Genomic DNA, 21490 nt, shown 5'->3' on the forward strand with positions numbered 1-21490 from the left:
TGCGTGGTCCCGGAAAACAAGAAGACCCCTCGCGGATGCGAGAGGTCTGCGTGCGGGCGGTGGGCTGCTGGGGTGGTCTCGGTCAGCTCCGGGCCGGCACGCCGGCGCTAATCTTCTGCTGGCACATGCGGAAGAGTCTGGCACGCCGCCGCCGACATGTGACACCGCATCTCACGATACGGATTGCCCGCGCCGTGGGGCCCACGGATGCCGCCTACCCGGGCATGCGCAGCCAGACCGTGGTGTCCCGGGGCAGTACGGGTGCGCCGTCCGAGCCGGTGTCGAGGGGACCGCTGCCGAGCAGGACCCGGGCGCCCGCGGGAAGCGGGGCCGGGCTCGCGAAGGCGGTCAGGCAGCGCAGACCGCCGGGGCGGTCGAAGCACAGGGTGTCGGGTCCCGCGTCGACCCACTCCAGTGTCTCGGGCAGCCGCGTCAGTTCGGCGCCGCGCAGGGCGAGCGCCTCGCGGTAGAGGGTGAGGACGGAGTACGGGTCCTCCTGTTGAGCCGCCGCGCTGAGGGCGGCCCACCGCTCGGGCTGCGGCAGCCAGGGGGCCGCCGGTTCGGCCCGTTCGGCCGGATCGCCCGGGGCGCGCCCGGCCGCCGGGGCGGAGAAGCCGAGCGAGGGGCCGTCGGCCTCCCACGGCAGGGGGACGCGGCAGCCGTCGCGGCCCCGGTCCGTACCGCCGGAGCGCAGGAAGGTCGGGTCCTGGAGGACCTCGTCGGGCAGGTCCTGGACCTCGGGCAGGCCGAGCTCGTCGCCCTGGTAGATGTAGACCCCGCCGGGCAGGGCCAGGGAGACGAGGGCAGCGGCGCGGGCACGGCGGCGGCCGAGTTCGGCGTCGCTGGGGTCGAGGAGCCGCTTGTCACCCATGTCGAAGGAGGTGTCGGCGCGTCCGTAGCGGGTGACGTGGCGGATGGTGTCGTGGTTGGAGAGCACCCAGGTGGGCGGGGCGCCGACCGGTTCGTGCGAGGCGATCGTGGAGTCGACGACCTTCCGCAGGACGCCGGAGTCCCAGGGGGCGCACAGGTAGTCGAAGTTGAAGGCGGAGTGCAGTTCGTCGTGGCGCAGGTAGCGGGCGAACTGCTCGGCCTCCGGGAGCCAGACCTCGCCGATGAACACGCGGTCGCCCGGGTAGGTGTCGAGGATCTTGCGCCAGTCGCGGTAGACGGCGTGGACGGCGTCCACGTCCTGGTAGGGCAGGTCGGTCGGGTCCGGGTTCTCGCCCACGTCGGGGAGACCGGGCTTCTTGGCGAGGCCGTGCGCCACGTCGATGCGGAAGCCGTCGACCCCGCGGTCGAGCCAGAACTTGAGGACGTCCTCGAACTCGGCGGCGACGTCGGGGTGTTCCCAGTTCAGGTCCGGCTGTTCGGGGGCGAACATGTGCAGGTACCAGGGACCTTGGGTGCCGTCGGCCTCGGTGATCCGGGTCCAGGCGGGCCCGCCGAAGTAGGAGCCCCAGTCGTTGGGCGGGAGTTCGCCGTGCTCACCGCGTCCGGGGAGGAACCAGAAGCGTTCGCGCTCGGGGGACCCGGGGCCGGCCGCGAGGGCCCGGGCGAACCAGGGGTGCTGGTCGGAGCAGTGGTTGGGGACGAGGTCGACGATGACCCGCAGCCCGTGGCCGTGGGCCTCGGCGATGAGCTCCTCGGCCTCGGCGAGCGTTCCGAAGAGGGGGTCGATGTCGCGGTAGTCGGCCACGTCGTAGCCGGCGTCGGCCATGGGAGACACGTACCAGGGGTTGAACCAGAGGGCGTCCACACCGAGTTGCCGCAGGTAGGGCAGCCGGGCGCGGACTCCGGCGATGTCCCCCGTACCGTCGCCGTTGCCGTCGGCGAAGCTGCGTATGTAGATCTGGTAGATCGCCGCGTGCCGCCACCAGGGAGAGGCTGCGGGGTGCGGGGTGCGCTGGGTCACGGGATCTCCTGGTGGGGTGGGTGCGGGGGTGTACGTGTGCACGGGGCGCGGGGGTGGGCGGACGCGCCGGGGTACGGGGCCCGGTCGGGCGGCGGGGGGCTGGGGTGACCGGGCCCCGGGTTCCGGGGAGGTGCTGCGGTGCTGCGGTGCTGCGGTGCTGCGGCCGGGCTACCAGCCCGAGTTGCCGGCTCCGCGGTTGACGGCGAACCCGCCGGCGAGGCTCAGTCCGCCCGAGGCCGCGTCGGTGACCGTGACCCCGCTGAAGGTGCCCGCGCCCGCCGCGTTGATCTCGATGCCGTAGCCGCCGGCCTTGGCGATCCGGGTGTTCTTCACCGTCAGGTTCGCGACGTTCTTCTGCCAGGAGACGAGCAGGCCGCTGTAGGTACTGTCCAGGATGTCGTTGTCCTGGAGGAGTACCGGCGTGGTGATCTCCGAGGTGTCCGCGTACACCCACAGGGCGCCGAGCTTGCTCGCCCAGTTCGGCTCGTAGCCGCCGGCCCGCTCGATGGTGTTGCGCCGCACGGTCGCCGGTCCGCTGAAGGGGATGCCGAAGCGGGTGCTGACCACGATTCCGGCGGAGCCGGTGACGGTGTCGGAGACCAGGTTGTCCTCGATCCGGTTTCCGCTGCCGCCGTAGATCGCGGCCCCGTTGGCGAGCAGCGGGAGCTGGACGGTGTTGGAGCGGAGCACGCAGTCGGTGACGGCCTGGGCCTCCGACCACATCGCGAGGGCGTCGTCGCCGGTGTTGCGGATGCTGCTCTGGGAGACCTCGCTGCCCGAGGTGCCCTTGTGCAGGTTGACCCCGTCCGCGTACGTGTCCCGGATGCGCAGGCCGGTCGCGAGCAGGCCGCGGGTGGGTGCGTCGATCCAGAGACCGACCTTGCTGTGCTGGATCCAGAGGTTCTGCAGGGTGGAGCCGGAGCCGAAGTCCCCCTCGACGGCTGCGTCGCTGTTGGCGTCGTCGCGGTGGTCGGACTCTCCGGTGATCGCCAGGTCCTGCACGGTGCTGGTGCCGCCGCGTCCGAACAGCCCGCCCTTGCCGTTCTTGCCGCGCAGGGTGGTGTGCCATTCGCCCGCGCCGCGCAGAACGGCTCCGGTGAGGTTGACGGATCCCGAGAGGTCGTACGTACCGGCGGGGAGCCACAGGCCCTTGCCCTGGGCGGTGGCGGTGGACAGTGCGCTGTTCAGGGCGCCGGTGTCGTCGCTGCCGTTGTTCGGGGTGACGCCGAGGCCGGCGGCGGAGACGAATCCGGTGGCGGGCATGGGGGCGGCCGTCGGGGCGGTCTCGGTCTCGACGAGGTCGATGGCGTAGGAGGCGGCGGTGTCCCCGGCGTCCTTCTGGAACTTCAGCACGGTACCGGCGGGGAACTCGCCGGTGAGGGTGCGGGTCTCGTCGAAGAAGCGGTGGGCATCGCCCTGGGAGGGGTCGTTGCCGTAGGGGTAGGCGCCGTAGACCCAGCTGTACTTGGAGGTGAGGGCGAGGTCCTTGGTGTGGGCGCCGTTGGCGTAGAGGCTGAGGGTGGCGTTGTCGCCCGTGCCGGCCGCGTTGTCCGGGATCGAGTAGCGCACGGTCACCGCGTTGGCGGCCTTGGCCAGGGTGAACTGGACGTACTCCCCCGTCTGGTCGAGTACGACGGCCCGCCGGCCGGAGGCCTCGGAGGCCAGGGTCTTGTACGTGCGGTCCGGACCCGTGACGGAGGCGTTGGTCGCGCCGGCCTCGGCCTCGTAGGCGGTGAACGGGAGGCTCGCGCCGCGGGTGGCGTTCGCCTCCGAGCCGGTGACCTCCATGCCGTCCAGCTGGAGGTCGCCGCTGTCCCCTGCCTCCGTGCGCAGGGTGAGGGTGTTGAGGTGGGCCCGCAGGGGCGCGTCGGTGGTGAAGGCGGCCCAGGCTCCCGAGGTGGCGGGGAGGGTGAGCCTGCGTACGGGAGCTCCGTTGGCCGTCAGGGTGATGGTCGCGGGGTTGGCCCCCGGGGTGCGGTAGCGCACGGCCACCTGCCGGGTGGCGGCGGTGGGCGTGGAGACGGAGAAGACGGCGCGGGCGCCGGTGGTGGTGAAGCCCGTCAGGTACCCGGATCCGCTGAAGCCGGCGACGGCGGAGGCGGTGGCGGGGCCGCCCGAGGCGAAGGCGGTCTCGGCCTGGTGGCTGAGGGAGGTGGGCGGCGGGTCGGTGGGCGTGGTGCTGGGGCCGGTGGGGGTGATGCCGTCGAGGTTCACGTTGCCGGAGTCGGCGGTGGTGAAGGTCAACGCGACGGTGTTGGCGCCGGCGGCCAGGGGCAGCGGCTCCTCGCGGACGGCCCAGGTGTCCCAGTTCGCGGTGGCGGGGAGGGACACCTGACGGACCTTGACCCCGTTCGCGTAAAGGCTCAACGTCTGCGCGGAACCCGTGCCGTTGGCGTACCGGATCGCGACCGAACCCGTACCGGACGCGGCCGACTGCACCGCGAAGGAGACGGAAGCGGCCCCCTTGTTGCCGTCCGTGAAACCACCGACGTAGCCCGTGCCGGTGTAACCGGAATGCTCCGACTCGGCGCGGGCACCGCCCGACAGGGCGGCCGACTCCGCCTCCAGGGTGACGGCGGCGGCGTACGAGCCGGTGGCGAGGGTGCCGGTGAGGCCGGTGGTGGCCAAGGCGGTGAGGAGGAGTGGGGAGATGAGGCGTGCGGCTCTGGTGCGGGTTCCTCGGGGAGAAGACACGGCGGCGTGTCCTTTCTGAAGGCGCGTCCCGCGCGCGGGGGCGGGCGGGCGCGGTGGGGGACGCCGCGGCGGTCCGTCGCTGCGGCGGTGCCGGGGAGACCGGGAGTGGTCAGCCCTTGAGGCTTCCTGCGGTGAGGCCGGAGATGATGTGCCGCTGGAAGAGGAGGAAGAGGACCAGCAGCGGGACGCTGGCCATGACCATGCCGGCGAGGAGTTGGTTGGCCGGCATGAACTCCGCGAGGCGGTTGAGTGCGACGGTGATCGGCTGCTTGGTCTCGTCCGGCAGGACGAGCATCGGCCAGAGGAAGTCCTTCCAGACACCGACCACGGCGAAGATGGACACCACGGCGAGCACCGGGCGGGACAGCGGGAGGATCACCGAGACGAGGACGCGGACCGTGCCCGCGCCGTCGATCCGGGCGGCGTCGAGCAGTTCGGTGGGGATCTGGTCGAAGAAGCGTTTGAGGATGAAGACGTTGAAGGCGTTCGCCGCGGCCGGCAGCCAGATGGCGAACGGCGTGTTGATCAGGTTCACGTGGACGAGGGGAACGTCCACGACGGTGAGGTACACGGGCACGAGCAGCGCGGAGACCGGCAGCATCAGGGTGGCCAGCATCATCGCGAGCACCGCGTTGCCCAGCACGGGGCGGAGCTTGGACAGGGCGTAGGCGGCGCAGACGTCGATGACCAGCTGGAACAGCAGGGCTCCGAAGGCGAGCAGGACCGTGTTGAGGAAGTAGCCGGCGAGTCCCGTGTTCGTCCAGGCCTCGGAATAGCTCTCGGGGTGCCAGCTGCTCGGGAGCACGGTCGGGCGGGGCTCCGCCAGCTCCGCGGAGGTCTTGAGGGCGCCGGTGGTCATCCAGTAGAGCGGGAAGACGAAGGCCAGGGTGAAGCCGGTCAGGGTCGCGCCCAGGACGAAGCGGTGCAGGAACCGGCCTACGGGCCGGGTCAGTTCGGCGGGCGCGATGAGCGTGCGGGAGCGGGGTTCGGTGGCGGCCATGGCGGTCCTCCTAGTCCTTGGTCCGGGTCAGCCGCAGGTAGAGGCCGGCGAAGAGGCCCAGGACGACGAAGAGCAGGGTGCTCATGGCGCTGGCCAGGCCGAAGTCGTTGTAGACGAAGGCGTAGCGGTAGAGCAGCAGCAGGATGGTGACGGTGGCGTCGTCGGGGCCGCCGCCGGTGAGGACGAACGGTTCGACGAACACCTGCATCGTGCCGATGACCTGGAGCAGCAGGGTGATCAGGAGGATGAACCTGACCTGCGGGATCGTGACGTGCCACAGGCGCCGGCGGATGGAGGCCCCGTCGAGCTCGGCCGCCTCGTAGAGCTCCCCGGGGATTCCACCGAGGGCCGCCAGGTAGATGAGCGTCGTGGTGCCCATGTTGGCCCAGGTGGAGACGAGCACCAGGGAGATCATCGCGAGGTGTTCCGACTCCAGCCACTGCTGGGCGGGCAGGTGCAGGACACCGAGGACGTTGTTGAAGAGGCCGGGGCCGGGATCGTAGAACCAGCGCCACAGCAGCATGGTGACGATGGGCGGGAGCATCACCGGGAGGTAGACGGTGAGCCGCAGGTACGACTGGCCGCGGCGCAGCTCGTTCAGGACGACGGCCGTGACGAACGGGGCGGCGAAGCCGAAGACGAGGGCCAGGAGCGTGAAGTAGCCGGTGTTGCGCCAGGCGGTGGCGAAGAGCGGATCGGCGAAGAGGCGGCGGAAGTTGTCCAGGCCGACCCACTCGGCCGGCTGGGCGAAGGTCACCTGCTGGAAGCCGAGGAGGACGCCGCGGACGATCGGGTACCAGGCGAACAGGGCGAAGCAGATCAGCGCGGCGGAGAGGAAGAGGTAGGCGACGAGGTTCTCCCGCAGCCGGCGGACCCGGCCGGTGGCCGGGGCCCTTCCCCTGGCCGGGTTGTCGCCGGTGGCCGGATTCTCGCCCGTGGCCGGGTTCCCGCCCGTGGCCGGCTTGTCGCCCGTGGCTCCGGTCCGCCGCAGGTCCCGGAGGCGGCGTGCGCGACGCGGGTGCCGGGGCCGCCGGGCCGGGGCTGCGGGGGTGGGGAGTGCGGACATGTCACTTCACCGTGGCGAGGATGGTGTCGGCGCGGGCGGCGGCTTCCTTGAGCAGCTTGCCGAGGTCCGCGTCCTCCTTGGTCAGGACGGACTGCATGACACCGTCGAGGACGGTGTAGAGCTGCTGCGCGTTCGGCGGCTCGACCTTGACCTCGACCTGGGGGCTGCGGTCGACGAACGGCTTGTAGTTCTCCTGCGGCACGTTGGCGTGCGCGGCGTGGACGGCCTGGATCTTCTGCTGGGCGGCGCCCGCGAAGAGGTTGGGCTGGGGCAGGCCGATCGGGACGCCGAGGCCGGAGAACTTGGTGACGTTCTCCTCCTCCCGGTCGGGGTTGAGGTACTTCCACTGGACCCACTGCAGACCGGCCTTGATCTTCTCGGGCGTGGCCTTCGGGTTGAACATGAACCCGTCCCCGCCCCCGAGCGTGGCCGTGCCGGGGAGGGCCGCGAGGCCGAACTCCTCGTACTTGCGCTCGAACTGCTTGACGATGGTGGGGATGTTGTCGGGCCCGGCCATGTACATACCGAGCTTGCCGGAGCCCATCATCTTCTGGACGTCGCCGATCTCCAGGAGCTGGCGGGTGCCCATGCTCTTGTCGGTCCACCGCATGTCGTGCAGGGCCTGGAGCGCCTTACGGCCCGCGTCGCTGTCGAACGCGGCCTTCCACTTGCCGTTCTCCTCGGTGGCCACCTCGCCTCCCATGGAGTACAGCCAGGACGTCAGGTGCCATCCGCCCTGGTTGTTCTTGCTGTAGTCGGCGTAGCCCACGGTGTCCTCGCCGAGCTCGCTGATCCTCTTCGCGGCGGCCCTGACTTCTTCCCAGGTGGTCGGGGGCTTGTCGGGGTCGAGTCCGGCCTTGCGGAACAGCTCGCGGTTGTAGACGAGACCCATGGAGTAGTTGCCGGTGGGCAGCCCGTAGGTCTTGCCCTCCTTGTCCTTGAACACCTTCTGGAGCTCGAGGCGTATGTCGGACAGGTACGGGACGTCGGCGAGGTAGGGGGTGATGTCGGCGCCCTGCTTGCGCTGGATCAGCCCGGCCGGGTCGGTGAAGTAGACGTAGTAGACGTCCTCGAGCTGGCCTCCGGCCACTTTGGCCGCGAAGGTCTTGGGATCCATCTGGCCCTCGCGGGCATCGATCTTGATCTTGGGGTGCGCCGCCTCGAACTGCTTGACCAGCTCCTCGAAGTCCTTGCGGTCGGCGGCTTGCGTGGTGGCCGGCATGCCGTTGACCGTGATCGTCACCACCCCGCCGGCCTTGTCGCCGGCCGGGGCCGGAGTGCCGCCGCAGGCGGTGAGGGCGAGACCCGCCACGAGGGTGGTGGCGAGGAGAAGGGCTCGACGTCTGGTGATGCCATCCATGGGAACAGGCCTTCCGAGCGGGTCGGGCTTCGATGGCGTGACAGTAGAAGCCGTGAACGCAAGAAGTCAATAATGTTACGCAAGACATTACGCATGGAGATTCAGCTAGGTGACGGACCGTGACGTCCCGGCCGTCACCCCACCGGTTGCGCCGGACACGCAGAGAGGGCCCGGCGACAGCCGGGCCCTCTCTGCTTGCGCCGCTCCCGCTCCCCCGTCAGCGCCTCGGGGAGGGGCGCGTGGTGGACGAGCGGACGATGAGTTCGGTGTCGAAGAGGATCTCCGAGGACAGGCCGACGCCCGTACGGATCTGCTCGGCCAGGAACTGCACCGCGGCCGAGGCCATGGCGGCGACGGGCTGACGGGCCGTGGTCAGCGGAGGATCGGTGGCCACCATGAAGAGCGAGTCGTCGAAGCCGACGACGGACAGCTCGGCCGGTACGCCCAGCCCCCGCCGGCGCGCCCCGCGAATGGCGCCGAGGGCGAGGGCGTCGCTGGCGCAGACCACCGCCGTGACCCCGTGCGGGAGGAGCTGGGTGATCGCCGTGGCGCCGCCCTCCATCGAGAAGAGCGCGTGGGCCACGAGCGGCCGCCACTCCTGGGCCGGGACCCCGCGCCGGGCGTTGAAAGCCGCGTAACCAGCGAGTTTGCGGACCGAGGGGACGTGGCCGGAGGGGCCCACGATCATCCCTATCCGCTCGTGGCCGAGCGCCGACAGGTGCTCCAGCGCCTGCTCGGCGGCTGCGGCGTCGTCCACCGAGACCTGCGCGACGCCCGGGTTCTCGTCGGCCGGATTCACCAGGACGACGGGGATCCCGCGGCGGCGCAGCTCGCGCCCCTGGGCCTCGCCTATGTCGGTGTAGCTGGCGCCGACGAAGACGATCCCTCCGACGTTCTGCCCGAGCAGCATGTCCACGTAGTGCGACTCCGAGACGCCGTCGGCCGTGCGCGTGCACAGCACGGGGACCAGCCCCTGGCCGTTGAGGAGCCCGGCGAGCGACTCCGCCGCCGCGGAGAAGACGGGGTTCTGGAGGTCGGGGACCACCAGTCCGATCAGCTGGGCCCGTTCCTTGCGGAACTCCGACGGGCGCTCGAAACCGCACACGTCCACGGCCGTCAGAACCGCCTCGCGGGTGGCGGGCGCCACGTCCCTGTTGCCGTTCAGGACGCGACTCACCGTAGTCGTGCTGACGCCGGCCATCTCGGCCACTTGGGCTAGCCTCTGGGTGCTCACGCGGCCAAGCTATCAGTCGGGTGCGCAAAAAACAGTCCCACCGACGCAAATCTCTTGCAAGCGGATCGGAAGCGCACCGCGCACACGCTCCCGGGCCCGATCCCGCCCAATGGCGCACCCCGGTCGCGACCCGCCGCGGAGGGTGATCGGCTGGGCGGGTGACCGTACGGCCGACCGGGGCCCGTGCGGCCAGGGCGAGGAGACACATCGTGGCCAAGGCCTATCTGGTGGGTGCCGGCATCGCTTCCCTGTCGGCGGCGGCGCTGCTGATCAGGGAGGGCGGGTTCGCCGGCTCGGACATCACGATCCTGGAGGCCCAGGGCCGTACCGGTGGCAGCCTGGACGCCGCCGGAGATCCCGAGAACGGCTACACCATGCGCGGCGGCCGGATGTTCGAGCTGCACTTCGAGTGCACGTACGACCTGCTCCGTTCCATCCCCTCACTGGACGATCCGAGCCTCTCCGTCACCGAGGACACCTTCGCCTTCCACGAGGACTTCGCCTGGAACGACAAGGCCCGCCTGGTCGACTCCACCGGCCTGCGGGTCGACACCCGTTCCATGGGGTTCTCCGAGCGCGACCGCCTGGATCTGGTCGCGTGCGTGGCCTCCCCCGAGTCCCGGCTCGACGGCAAGCGCATCTCCGACTGCTTCACCCCGGAGTTCTTCACCACCAACTTCTGGTACATGTGGTGCACCACCTTCGCCTTCGAGCCCTGGCACTCGGCGATCGAGTTCCGGCGCTACCTCAACCGGTTCGTGCACCTCTTCAAGACTTTCGACACCATGTCGGGCATCTACCGCACCCGCTTCAACCAGTACGACTCGATCGTGCGACCGCTCCAGAGCTGGCTGCGGAGCAACGGCGTCGTGTTCACCATGAACACCACCGTGACCGACGTGGAGCTCGCGGACGGCGAGGGCACCACCGTCACCGCCCTCGCCTGTACCCGCGAGGGCGCGGACCTGCGGATCCCGGTCGCCGCCGAGGACCTGGTGTTCGTCACCAACGGGTCGATGACGGCGAACTCGACCCTGGGATCCACTGACACCCCCGCCGTACTGGACACCTCCGCGCCGGACGCCTCGTGGCGCCTGTGGCAGACCCTGGCGGCCAAGCGCCCCCACCTGGGCGACCCTTCGGTGTTCGACTCCTCCGTCTCGGACTCCACGTGGGGCTCCTTCACCGTCACCACCCAGGACCCCACCTTCTTCAAGGCCATGGAGGAGTTCTCCGGCAGTGAGGCCGGCAAGGGCGGCCTGATCACCTTCAAGGACTCCGGCTGGCTGCTCACCATCGTCCTCAACCACCAGCCGCACTTCCACGAGCAGCCCGAGGGCACCTACGTCTGGTGGGGGTACGCCCTCTTCCCGGACAAGGCCGGCGACCACGTGGGCAAGACGATGGCCGAGTGCACGGGCCGCGAGATCCTCACCGAGGTGCTCGGGCACCTGCGCCTCGCGCAGAGCGAGCAGATCCTGGAGTCCTCGGTCGTCGTTCCGGCCCTGATGCCGTACATCACCAGCCAGTTCCTGGTGCGCAAGGCCGGCGACCGGCCCGAGGTGGTCCCGGAGGGCTCCACCAACCTGGCCTTCATCGGCCAGTACGCCGAGGTCCCCGACGACGTGGTGTTCACCGTCGAGTACTCGGTGCGCACCGCCTGGACCGCCGTGGCCCGGCTGCTGCACCTGGACCGGCAGCCGCCGCCGGTCTACAAGGGCGGCCACGATCCCAAGGTGCTCCTCGAAGCCCTGCACACGATGCACCGCCGCTGAGCCGCGGTCGCGCCCGCCGTTCCCCCGCCACCGGTCCGGACACCGGGCGGCGACACGGCGGGCGCGACCGGGTACCGTACGCCCCTCGACGACAGAGACGACAGCGAGGTGCGGACATCGTGACCCGAATCCCGGACGTGGGCGATGTGGTGGGCGATTTCTCGCTCCCCGGCGGCCTGCTCAGCGAGGACAACTTCACCCGCGGGCAGTACGCCCTCGCCGAGCAGCGCGGGAAACCGGTCGTCCTCGCCTTCTACCCCGGCGACAACACCCCGGTCTGCACGACGCAGTTGTGTTCCTACTCCGACGGGCTGGAGGCGCTCTCCGCGTGCGGCGCCCAGGTCTGGGGCATCAGCCCGCAGGGCGTGGACAGCCACGAGTCCTTCGCCCGGTCCCGGGGCCTGCGGATCCCGTTGCTCGCCGACACCGATCGCACGGTCGCCCGCGCCTTCGGCATCGCGGCTCCCGTGATCGGTCTGCGGCGCTCCGTCTTCGTCATCGCGCCGGACGGCACCCTGCACTGGAAGCACGTCGGGACCCTGGGCATGAGGTTCCCCTCCGCGGACACCATCGCGGAACAGCTCGCGGGTGTCACCACCGGCTAGAGCGGATCGGCCGCGGGCATGAGGCGGCCCACCGAGTTGACCATCTGCCGGCGGCTGAGCAGGCGGCCGCCGACGGCCATCACCCGGTTGAGGGCGCCGGAGATCACGCTGGGGCCCGGGTTCTTGCGGTCGAGCGCCGCCAGCGCCGTGCGGACCACCTCTTCGCACGTCTGGACCCGGGTGCCGCCGCCCACCTCGCTGGTCCCGATGATGTCGAAGAACTCGGTCTTCGTGGCGCCGGGCGAGAGCGCCAGCACCCGCAGTCCGGTGCCCTGGGACTCGTGCCAGAGCGCTTCGGTGAAGCTCAGCACGAAGGCCTTGGTCGCGCCGTAGACGGCCATCTGAGGGATGGGCTGGTAGGCGGCCATGCTCGCGACATTGACGAGGACGCCCTTGCCGTGGGCGCGCAGCGGGCCGATGAGGGCACGGCTGATGTCGACCACCGCGCCCACGTTGACGGCGAGTTCCTGGCGCAGCCGTGCGGGATCCTCCTGGTGGAGCGGGCCGAAGGTGCCGAAGCCGGCGTTGTTGACCAGGCTCGTGACCGTGATGCCGCGCCGCTCCAGCTCCTCGAGGAGCGCGTCGCCGATCCGGTCCGCTCCGAGGTCCATCGGGACGGGCGTGGCCTCGATCCCGTACTCCGCCGAGAGCTCCGCGGCGAGCCGCTCCAGGCGGTCGGCGCGGCGGGCGACCAGGACGAGCCCGGATCCGCGGGCGGCCAGCCGGCGGGCGAACTCCTCGCCGAGACCGGAGCTGGCGCCGGTGATCAGTGTGGTCTGGCCCCGGTAGTCGACCGCGTTCATGGCCCGTCTCCCCTGCGTGTGGTGGCGTACCTCCCCGTGCCCGGCCACCGTACGCGCCGGGTCCCCGGCCGTCCGGCAGCGGGTGCCGGACGACCGGGGACCGTGGAGCCCGTGGTCAGTTGTTGGAGCCCACCGTGTTGTTGAGGCCCGCGTTGAACACGTCGTCGGCCGCGAACTGGAGCCAGTCGCCGAAGACGATCGTGTACGACTTCTCGGACGGGGCGTTGACCGTCACGTCGGCGGAGGCCGCGGAGGCGCAGCCGAGGACGATGACACCGGCGGCGACCAGGGAGAGCACGGAGCGTACGGAACGCATGGATGCACCTTTCGAAAGGTTCGAGCGGGAGCGGTGAGCACCATCGAACCTAAAGAGGCGCGGCCCGTCTGTCCCGACACAGCGCCGGGACCGGCCAAGAGCCAACCGATCGGACGAACCGGAACCGGCGGGCCGGGCAGGATCCGGAAGGGACGGTCTAGCGCGCGCGGGCCGTGCCCGAGGCCAGGGCGTCGCCGACGAGGCGGATGGCGCGGGCCAGCCGGGAGAGCTGCTGGAGCTCGGCGGCGTACATCCTGATGGAGGTCTCGATGACTCCCTCGGTCACCCCGAGGGAGGGGAGCTGGGCCCGGCCGGTCTCCAGGGCCACCCGTACGGCACGCGTCTCGTGCTCCACCTGCAACTGGGCGTGCCGCGCGAGGAGCACGGGGCTCCGCTTCAGCGTCGCGTAACCGGCGTAGCGGGCCGGCAGGAGCTCGCCCAGCCAGCGGGTGGCCGTGCGTTCCCAGTCGTGGTTCCCGGGCTTCCTGACCTGGTGGGGCCAGTCCTGACTGCGGGTGGTGAGAGCCGTCTGAGACATTCTTGCCGCTTCCGCGAGGTGTCGAACGCCGATGGAGAACGCGTGGCGCGGCCTCGGCCCAGGGGTTGGCCGAGGCCGCAGAGGCGCTGCGGGATCCGAAAGCCGGACGGGGCACCTTGCGTCACGTGAGGAGGTGAAACGTCACGCCTGGTGTCTGTTCTGGGGTGGTGTGGGGACACCACCCTTGGCATCTCGACGGATTACCGCGCCGCCCATCAGTAAACATATATACCGTTGAGTAAGCAAGGGTATGAAAATATTCATGTGGCGGGTGGGCATGAATATGGTACCTCATGCCAGTTCGTCCGCCTGGGGTCCGGCCCCTCCTAGAGGAAGAAGCCGTGCTGGTCCGCGGCCTGCTCATAGCTTTCGAGCCGGGTCTGCGTCCGCTCGGGGTCCGCGTCCGCCATCGCCTGGAGCAATGCCGCGGACAGGACGCCCGGCGCCGCGTAGGAGTCGAAGACCAGCCGCGATCCGGTGCCGGCCGTCAGCGCCACATCGGCCTCCTCCACCAGCGGCCCCAGCGTGCGGTCCGTGATCAGCGCGATCCGCAGCCCCGCTCCGCGGGCCACCCGCAGCGCGGCGAGGGTCTCCTTGGCGTGCCGGGGCATCGCGAAGGCCAGGACCCAGCTGCCGCCCGCGGCCCGGGCCTGCAGCAGCGCGTCGGAGGCGACGCTGCCGCCGCCGGTGACCAGGCGTACGTCGGGGTGGATCCGGCGCGCCGCGTACGCGAAGTACTCCGCCAGCGAGACGGAGATCCGCAGCCCGAGGACCGTCAGCGGCACCGACCGGGCCAGCTCGCGCCCGATGTCGAGCACCTGGTCGGTATCGGCGAGCAGTTGGCGCACGGTGCGCAGGTTCTCGATCTCGGCGTCGACGGCCGCCTGCAGTTCGTTGCGCCGGGCCTGTTCGGGGCTGTCGGGGGCGCCGGCCACCGCGCTGAGCGCGATCGGCTGGAGCACGTCGCGCAGGGCCGGATAGCCGCTGAAACCGAGGGCGGAGGCGAAGCGGGTCACGGAGGGCTGGCTCACGCCGGCCCGCTCCGCGAGCTCGGTGATCGAGAGGAACGCCGCCTCGGTGAGGTGGTCCACGAGGTACTGGGCGATCCGCCGTTGGCCCGGCGAGAGCGGGTGCCCGTCGAACAGCGCCCGGACCCGGTCGGCCGGGGCCCGCTCGTGGTCGACCGCCTGCCCGCTGGGCGTGATCGCTGCCGCCTGTGCGCGCGCCTGCTGCCCCGATGACACCGGCGGTCCTCCCTCTCGTGCCACTCCGTGATCCCAACATAGCTCACGGCATCCGGCTGACCAGCGCGCTTCCCTCCGCGGACGTGGACGCGACCGGCGCCGCGGAGGTCCGCGCGGACGTCCGTGGCGCCCGCGGACGGGCACCGGCTCGCCGGTCGCCGCGTGGGCCGAGGGGGCGTCAGCAGTCCCGCACGGGCTGCCCGGTTGTGAGCCGGTGCGAGGCCCGGCCGTCGAGGAGGAGCACCGCGAGGGCCCGCAGGGGCTGGCTCAGCGGGACGAAGGCGCCGTCGGCGGATGCGCCGCCGACGGGTACCGCTCGTACGCCGTGCAGGGCCAGGCGGCTGCCGGTCCGCGCGTACTGGGCCGGGGTGAGCCGGTAGCCGCAGGGCGGGTCGGTGAGGATCTCCCCCACTGCCGCGGGAGCGTTGTCCGCGCCGCCCAGCGGGACCGGGCCCACCGCGCTCCCCGCCGCCCGGCGCGCTTCCTCCGAGGCCGCCGCCAGGGGGCCCGTACGGGTGGAGACGTAGGCGAACAGGCCGCGCAGGGCAGCCAGTTGGGAGCCGACCCGACGGCGGTGGTTGAGCGACGGGTCGGCCCGCTCGGCATCCCCGGCCGCGCCCGCGAGCGCTTCGACGCGACTTTCGATCAGGAGGGCGACCGCGTGCTTGACGCCCGCCGTGTTGCGCAGGATCCGCTCCTGCCCGTCGCCGGCGGACTGCCCGACCGGGTCGCCGGACACGGGGTCGGTGCGGATGCCGTAGGTCCCGGTGGAATGGCCGGCCGCGTGCGCCGCCCCGCGTACGTACGTCTCGGACAGGGCGCGGGACTGCGCGTACACCGCCGGGTCGGTGTTGAGGTTGCGCGGCCAGAGGTCGAAGAGGTCCTTGTCGTACGTCCCCGGCGTCGCCCGGTACTCGTGCAGGTCGTAGACGAGGTGCGGCCGGTGGTCGCGCAGCACGGCGGCCGTCGCCCGCGCCTCGAGCGAGGTCAGGGCCATGTGGTCGCGGTTGATGTCGGTGCCCCCGGCGTTGGAACGGGTGCCGGCCGCCCGCCCGTCCGGGTTGGCCGTCGGGATCACGAGCAGGGTGACCGCTTCCAGGAGGCGCAGGTCGGCCGCGTCCCGGGCCCGGGCGAGGTCCCGCACGGTGCTCAGGCACGCCTCGCGCCCCGCCGGTTCGTCCCCGTGCTGGCTGCACACCAGCAGGACGGTGACGGGGCCGCGGCCCAGGCTCACTAGGCGCAGCGGGCGGCCCCGTACCGTCGTGCCGATGGTCCGGACGGTGGCGCGGCCGCCGGGCCGGCCGATCGCGTCGAGCAGCTCCCGCTCCTGGGACTCGCTGGTCCAGCGCGCCCCGCCGGTGGCCTCGAAGCCGGTACGCGGCGCAGTGTCCGTGGCCCGGGAGCCGGTACGCGGCGCACCGTCGGCCGCGCGCACCGGGCCGGAGGTCAGGGCCGCCGCGAGCACGGCCGCCAGGGTTGCGGCGAGCGCGGACAGGCCGCGCGCCGTCATCTTCTCGATCACGCCCCGGTTGTAGCGGGAGCGTGGCCCCTGCCGCAGGGATACGCTCCTGAACTCACCCGGGTGGCCGGGCGAGTTCCTCCGGTCCGGGACACCTCGGTGGTGCCGGACGGCCCCACGGGCGCGCGTGCGCGTGGCCCGGCTACGGCTGTTCGTCCAGCCCCTCCGGCAGCCGGCCGGTGTGGAGCACCCGCAGGGTCTGGGTCGCGCGGGTCAGGGCGACGTAGAGGTCGCTGGGCTCGTGGTCCGCCGGTTCCACGACGATCACCGTGTCGAACTCGAGGCCCTTGGCCTGCCGCGGAGCGAGCAGGACCACGGGTCGGGTGAGGTCAGGCTCCTCCCCCGCCCGTACGCCGGGCAGCGCGGCCGCCAGCGCCTCGTGCAGCGGACGCGGCGCGATCACCGCGAGGCGGCCCCCGGCCGGCGCGCCCTCCCGTACCGCGTCGGCCACCGCCGCGGGCAGGTCGTCGGTCCGCGTCACCCGGGGGCGGCGCCCCGTGGAACGGACCGAGCGCGGCGGTTCGAAGCCGGGGTGCCGGGCCCGGAGCACGGCGGCCGCCAGCTCCATGATCTCGGCGGGCGTACGGTAGTTGACCGCGAGGCGCACGAGCTCCCAGCGGCCTTCCACGTAGGGCGCGAGGATCTGCTGCCAGGAGCCGCAGCCGGCTTCGTCGCCGGTCTGGGCCGGGTCGCCCACGAGGGTCATGGAACGGGTCGGGCAGCGCCTCATGAGCAGCCGCCAGGCCATGGCGGACAGCTCCTGGGCCTCGTCCACGATCACGTGGCCGAAGGCCCAGGTGCGGTCGGCGGCGGCCCGTTCGGCCGCGCTGCGGTGGTCGGCCTCCTCCTGCCGCTCGGCCATCCGCTCGGCGTCGATGATGTCGTGGGCCGCGAGGAACTCGTTCTCCATGTCCTCGAACTCGTAGGAGTCCGATCCGGCCGACAGGTCCAGGACGCCCTGCGCGTACGCGACGCGTTCGAGGCGCTCGCGCTGCTCGGCGGCGCGCCGCGCGGTGTCGTCGACTCCGAGCAGCTCGGCGGCCTCGTCGAGCAGCGGGACGTCGGCGGGGGTCCAGTCCGCCTCGCCCGTCGTCGTACGCCGGATCAGCGCGACCTGCGCTTCGGGGAGGTAGGTGGGCTCGGCGAGGTAGTCGGAGATCAGCTGCCGGGGGGTGAGCGGGGGCCACAGCGTGTCGATGGCGGCGTGTACCTCGGCGCTGGTCGCGATCTCCTTGCCCAGCTGGGCGATGTCGTCGGGGCCCAGCAGGTTGGGGCCGCCGTAGGGGTCGGCGCCGAGCCGGTCGGCGAGCTGTTCGGTGAGGGCGTCGATGATCCGGAAGGCGAAGTACGGGCGCGCCAGGTTGTGCGGCAGCCCGGTGGCGCGGGCCCGGTCCCGGGCCTCGTGGGCCATGGTCCGGTCGAGCAGCAGGTTCCCGTAGTCGTCGTGGTCGATCACCAGGGCCGGTTCGGGGACCACGTCGGCGTCCTCGCCGCTGCCCGCGGGCACGGTCTCCGGCAGGGCCTGCCGGTCGCTCACGACGCGGGCGAGGATCCCGGCCATCTCGGCGCGCCCCTTGACGGCGGCGGCGCCGGGACGGTCGGCGGCGCTCGCGCGCACGCCGGGGAACAGCTCGCCCGGGGTGGCGAGCAGGACCCCGGTCTCGCCGAGGGCCGGGAGGACCTCGCCGATGTAGCCGAGGAAGGCCGGGTTCGGCCCGACGATCAGTACGCCGCGCTTGGCGAGCAGCTCGCGGTGCGCGTAGAGCAGGTACGCGGCGCGGTGCAGGGCCACGGCGGTCTTTCCGGTGCCCGGGCCGCCCTCCACCACCAGGATGCCGCGGTGGGTGGAGCGGATGATGCGGTCCTGCTCGGCCTGGATGGTCTGCACGATGTCGTGCATCCGGCCGGTCCGGGCGGCGTCGAGGGCGGAGAGCAGCACCGCGTCCGCGTCGGCTCCCTCGTGGCCGGTGCGTTCGGTGTCGGCGAGGTCGAGGATCTCGTCGTGCAGGGCCGTGACCTCGCGGCCCCGGGTGGTGATGTGGCGGCGCCGGCGCAGCCCCATGGGGGAATGGCCGGTCGCGAGATAGAACGGGCGTGCGACATCGGCCCGCCAATCGAGGACGATAGGGGTGCGCTCCGCGTCGTCCTGCCTGATTCCAATGCGGCCGATGTGGTGGTCCGAGCCGTCGGAGAACTCCAGGCGGCCGAAACACAGGCCGCTTTCTCCCGAGTTCAGGGCGGAAAGCAAACCGGACTGTTCGGCGACCACGATGTCCCGTTCCAGTCGCGCCTGGAACCCGCTGCCGGCCTCGCCGAGCGCGCCCCGCACGGCACGTTCGGCCTGCTCCCGCAGGGCGTCGAGGCGTGCGTAGAGATCCGTGATGAATTGCTGTTCATTCCGGAATTCTTCGGTTGACAATTCCACTCCTGACGCGGTACGGTGTCTCCATAAGCTTCTTCACATCTAAGGTTTCCCTTCGATGTGAAACGTCAAATATACGCACACAAACACCCCGGCCGTCAATCGGTCCGGGGTGTTTGTGTGTGCTGTTCGTGCGTGGTGCCGATATGCGAGCGGTGTTTATCGCTCGGAGCGCAGCATGCGGACCCGCTGGTCGAACAGGTCGTAGCGTGCGACCGCCACGGCGAGCCGGCCGGTGGCTATCCTGCGGGCCAGGTCCGGCTCCGCCGCGAGCAGGTCCCGGGTCCGGCGCGCGTGGGCGTCGATGGTGGCGGCGACCCGTGCCTCGCCGTGCTGGCCGTGGTCGATGGACGGCCGGATCCGCTCCGCCAGGTACTGGATGTGAGCGGGCAGCTCGGTGCCCGTCTCGTCGGCGTGCACCGCGGCGCCGACGGCCCCGCACGACTGGTGGGCGAGGACCAGGACCAGGGGGACGTCGAGCTCCAGGACCCCGTACGCGATGCTGCCGAGCACCGCCTCGTCCAGCACCTCTCCCGCCGCGCGCACGGTCAGCAGATCCCCGAGCCCCTGGTCGAAGACGAGCTCGGGCGGCACCCGGGAGTCGACGCAGCCCAGCACGATCGCGAAGGGGTGCTGCTCCCGGGCCACTTGGAGCCGTACGGAACGCGACTCGTGCGGGTGCTGCTGGCGGTACGCCGCCCAGCGCCGGTTCCCGGCCGCCAGGCGCCGCAGCGCCTCCTCCGGGGTCTGCGGACGGGCCCCGTCCAGGGCCTCGGCGGAGGCCTCGGAGGCGGAGGCGGGGAAGACGGAGCCGAGCCCGAGGACGGCCCCGGCGGACCCGGCGGCCGCCGTGCCGGCCAGGGCGGTGCGCAGGAGGAGGCGGCGACTGGGTGAACTGGCGGAAGCCGCCTGTGTGTTCGAAGACATTCGGGGACGCTAACCCCGCACCGGCCCGCCGGGACCACCCCCGGACGGAAATGGCGGGTTCCTCCCGGAGCCCGGCTCGATCAGGACATGCTCCGGACCGAGATCGGCCCCGGCCTCGACGAGCGGGAACTCGATGCGGTCGAGGCGCGGTTCGGCTTAGCCTTCTCCCCGTCTACGGCCACCGGCATGCCGGGGCTGCCGGTCACCGCTCGCGGGAGTCGACCAGGCGGCGGAGTTTGCCGACCGAGCGTTCGAGGGTTTCCGGGTCGACGATGTCGACGGTGACCGAGACCCCGACCCCGTCCTTGACTCCCTTGGCGAGGGTGCCCGCGGCGGCGGTGCGTTCGCCCGGAGTCGCGTCCGGGCGTGCCTCCACGCGGACGGTCAGGTGGTCCATCCGGCCGCGCCGGGTCAACTCCAGCTGGTGGTGCGGGGACAGGGCGGGGATGCGCAGGACGATTTCCTCGATCTGGGTGGGGAAGACGTTGACTCCGCGCAGGATGATCATGTCGTCACAGCGGCCGGTGACCTTCTCCATCCGCCGGAAGGCGGGCCTGGCCGTGCCGGGCAGCAGCCGGGTGAGGTCGCGGGTGCGGTAGCGGATGATGGGCATGGCTTCCTTGGTCAGGGAAGTGAAGGCCAGCTCTCCGCTTTCGCCGTCGGGCAGGACCTCGTCCGAGAGCGGGTCGAGCACCTCGGGGTAGAAGTGGTCCTCCCAGATGTGCAGTCCGTCCTTGGTCTCGACGCATTCGGCGGAGACGCCGGGGCCGATGACCTCGGACAGGCCGTAGATGTCGACGGCGTGGATGTCGAGGCGTTCCTCGATCTCGGAGCGCATCTGCTCGGTCCAGGGTTCCGCACCGAAGATGCCGATCTCCAGCGAGGTGGTACGGGGGTCCACGCCTTGGCGCTCGAACTCGTCGAGGAGCGCGAGCATGTAGGAGGGGGTGACCATGATGATTCTGGGCTTGAAGTCCTGGATGATCTGCACCTGTCGCGCCGTCATGCCGCCGGAGGCCGGAATGACGGTGCAGCCGGCGCGTTCGGCTCCGTAGTGGGCGCCGAGTCCGCCGGTGAACAGGCCGTACCCGAAGGCGTTGTGCAGGATGTCGCCGGGCCGGCCGCCTGCGGCGCGGATGCAGCGGGCCACGACGTCGGCCCACAGGGAGAGGTCCCGCTCGGTGTAACCGACCACGGTGGGGCGCCCGGTGGTGCCGCTGGAGGCGTGGATGCGGCGGACATCGGCCGTCGGGACGGCGAACATGCCGAACGGGTAGCTGTCGCGCAGGTCGGCCTTAGTGGTGAACGGGAACCGGGCCAGGTCCGCGAGGGTGCGGCAGTCCTCCGGCTTGACGCCGGCCCGGTCGAACTTGCGGCGGTAGAGCTCGACGTTGCGGTACGCGTGCCGGAGAGTGTCCTGCAGGCGGGCGAGTTGTACGGTCCTCAGCTCTTCGGCGGTCATCCGTTCCGCGGCGTCCAGCAGGCCCGGAGGGGGCGTCTCACCGACTCGGCGGACCAGGCCGTCGGGAACTGTCGTGCTGGTGCTCATGGCTTCTCCTTGGCGGGCCTGAGGGTGCGGCTTCGGCCGCGGAACTCCGCGATCACCTCGTCGCCGCGCTGGATGGTGACGTCGTAGATGCCGCTGCGTCCGTAGCGGGTGCGTTCCTGTGCGGTGGCCACCAGCAGATCGCCCTGGTGGGCCGGCGCGACGAAGGTGATGTCCGCACCCGCGGCCACGGTGACGGGCCCGTGGCTGTTGCACGCGCAGGCGAACGCGGTGTCCGCCAGGAGGAACAGATAGCCGCCGTGGGCGATGCCGTGGCCGTTGACCATCTCGGCAGTCACGGTCATGTGCGCGACGGCAGTTCCGTCGCATGCCATCCGGAGGTCGATGCTCAGGTTCCGGGACGCCGCGTCGGCGGCGAACATCGCATGAGCGGGGCCTTGTTGAACAGGTGCGGGTGTTGTTCTGTCCATGTGCTCTTCACCACCTTGGCTACCGACCGAACATTCGGTTAGCGTTTCGGTGCGATTCAAGTAATCCCACATCGGAACTGCCTGTCAAGAGGTGGAGA

General features: G+C 71.4%; 17 protein-coding genes. 2 read left to right on the top strand and 15 right to left on the bottom strand.

What is annotated here, in order from left to right; genetic code table 11:
* Nucleotides 1-214: 214 nt before the first annotated feature.
* The 6 genes from OG435_RS36030 to OG435_RS36055 all read right to left on the bottom strand — a co-directional run bounded on the left by OG435_RS36030 (nt 215) and on the right by OG435_RS36055 (nt 9266).
* Nucleotides 215-1912: a glycoside hydrolase family 13 protein gene (locus OG435_RS36030; RefSeq protein ID WP_266883506.1), complete on the bottom strand. Its 1698-nt coding sequence runs from the start codon at nt 1910-1912 to the stop codon at nt 215-217.
* Between the two features lie 168 nt (nt 1913-2080).
* Nucleotides 2081-4606, bottom strand: a complete 2526-nt coding sequence (locus OG435_RS36035) for a right-handed parallel beta-helix repeat-containing protein (protein ID WP_266883508.1) — start codon at nt 4604-4606, stop codon at nt 2081-2083.
* A gap of 109 nt (nt 4607-4715) precedes the next feature.
* Nucleotides 4716-5606: a carbohydrate ABC transporter permease gene (locus tag OG435_RS36040; protein ID WP_266883510.1), complete on the bottom strand. Its 891-nt coding sequence runs from the start codon at nt 5604-5606 to the stop codon at nt 4716-4718.
* Nucleotides 5607-5616: 10 nt separating this feature from the next.
* A complete protein-coding gene (locus OG435_RS36045; protein WP_266883512.1) occupies nt 5617-6672 on the bottom strand; it encodes a carbohydrate ABC transporter permease in 1056 nt (351 codons plus the stop codon).
* Between the two features lies 1 nt (nt 6673).
* The gene (locus OG435_RS36050; RefSeq protein WP_430625803.1) at nt 6674-8032 is read right to left on the bottom strand and encodes an ABC transporter substrate-binding protein; all 1359 of its coding nucleotides are present in this window, start codon (nt 8030-8032) and stop codon (nt 6674-6676) included.
* A gap of 217 nt (nt 8033-8249) precedes the next feature.
* Entirely contained in the window at nt 8250-9266 is a 1017-nt protein-coding gene (locus OG435_RS36055) for a LacI family DNA-binding transcriptional regulator (protein WP_266883514.1), read from the bottom strand.
* Nucleotides 9267-9475: 209 nt separating this feature from the next.
* Between OG435_RS36055 and OG435_RS36060 the strand changes: the two genes are divergently transcribed.
* The gene (locus tag OG435_RS36060; RefSeq protein ID WP_266883516.1) at nt 9476-11041 is read left to right on the top strand and encodes an oleate hydratase; all 1566 of its coding nucleotides are present in this window, start codon (nt 9476-9478) and stop codon (nt 11039-11041) included.
* 119 nt (nt 11042-11160) lie between these two features.
* A complete protein-coding gene (locus OG435_RS36065; protein ID WP_266883518.1) occupies nt 11161-11646 on the top strand; it encodes a peroxiredoxin in 486 nt (161 codons plus the stop codon).
* On the opposite strand, the gene OG435_RS36070 is transcribed toward OG435_RS36065, so the two are convergent.
* From OG435_RS36070 to paaI, 9 genes are all read right to left on the bottom strand, one after another.
* Complete coding sequence (locus tag OG435_RS36070) at nt 11643-12449, bottom strand: SDR family NAD(P)-dependent oxidoreductase (protein WP_266883520.1); 807 nt, start codon at nt 12447-12449, stop codon at nt 11643-11645. The genes OG435_RS36065 and OG435_RS36070 overlap by 4 nt on opposite strands.
* A 115-nt stretch (nt 12450-12564) precedes the next feature.
* Nucleotides 12565-12765 carry a hypothetical protein gene (locus tag OG435_RS36075; protein ID WP_266883522.1) on the bottom strand — a complete coding sequence of 67 codons (201 nt, stop codon included), beginning with the start codon at nt 12763-12765 and terminating at the stop codon, nt 12565-12567.
* 157 nt (nt 12766-12922) lie between these two features.
* Nucleotides 12923-13303, bottom strand: coding sequence for a hypothetical protein (locus OG435_RS36080; protein ID WP_266883524.1), 381 nt, complete (start codon nt 13301-13303; stop codon nt 12923-12925).
* Between the two features lie 326 nt (nt 13304-13629).
* On the bottom strand, nt 13630-14547 hold the full coding sequence (locus OG435_RS36085) for a MurR/RpiR family transcriptional regulator (protein ID WP_266883526.1): 918 nt from the start codon (nt 14545-14547) through the stop codon (nt 13630-13632).
* A 178-nt stretch (nt 14548-14725) separates the two neighbouring features.
* On the bottom strand, nt 14726-16057 hold the full coding sequence (locus tag OG435_RS36090; protein ID WP_430625841.1) for a M14 family metallopeptidase: 1332 nt from the start codon (nt 16055-16057) through the stop codon (nt 14726-14728).
* Between the two features lie 151 nt (nt 16058-16208).
* Nucleotides 16209-18485 (bottom strand): HelD family protein, encoded by a 2277-nt coding sequence (locus OG435_RS36095; RefSeq protein WP_266883530.1) that lies wholly within the window; start codon nt 18483-18485, stop codon nt 16209-16211.
* Nucleotides 18486-18647: 162 nt separating this feature from the next.
* Nucleotides 18648-19415 (bottom strand): carbonic anhydrase, encoded by a 768-nt coding sequence (locus OG435_RS36100; RefSeq protein WP_266883532.1) that lies wholly within the window; start codon nt 19413-19415, stop codon nt 18648-18650.
* 202 nt (nt 19416-19617) lie between these two features.
* Nucleotides 19618-20964: a phenylacetate--CoA ligase PaaK gene (gene paaK / locus OG435_RS36105; protein ID WP_430625804.1), complete on the bottom strand. Its 1347-nt coding sequence runs from the start codon at nt 20962-20964 to the stop codon at nt 19618-19620.
* Nucleotides 20961-21392, bottom strand: coding sequence for a hydroxyphenylacetyl-CoA thioesterase PaaI (paaI, locus tag OG435_RS36110; protein ID WP_266883534.1), 432 nt, complete (start codon nt 21390-21392; stop codon nt 20961-20963). The genes paaK and paaI overlap by 4 nt, the downstream gene beginning before the upstream one ends.
* Nucleotides 21393-21490: the final 98 nt, after the last annotated feature.

The organism is Streptomyces sp. NBC_01264, from assembly GCF_026340675.1.
Classification (GTDB): Bacteria; Actinomycetota; Actinomycetes; order Streptomycetales; family Streptomycetaceae; genus Streptomyces.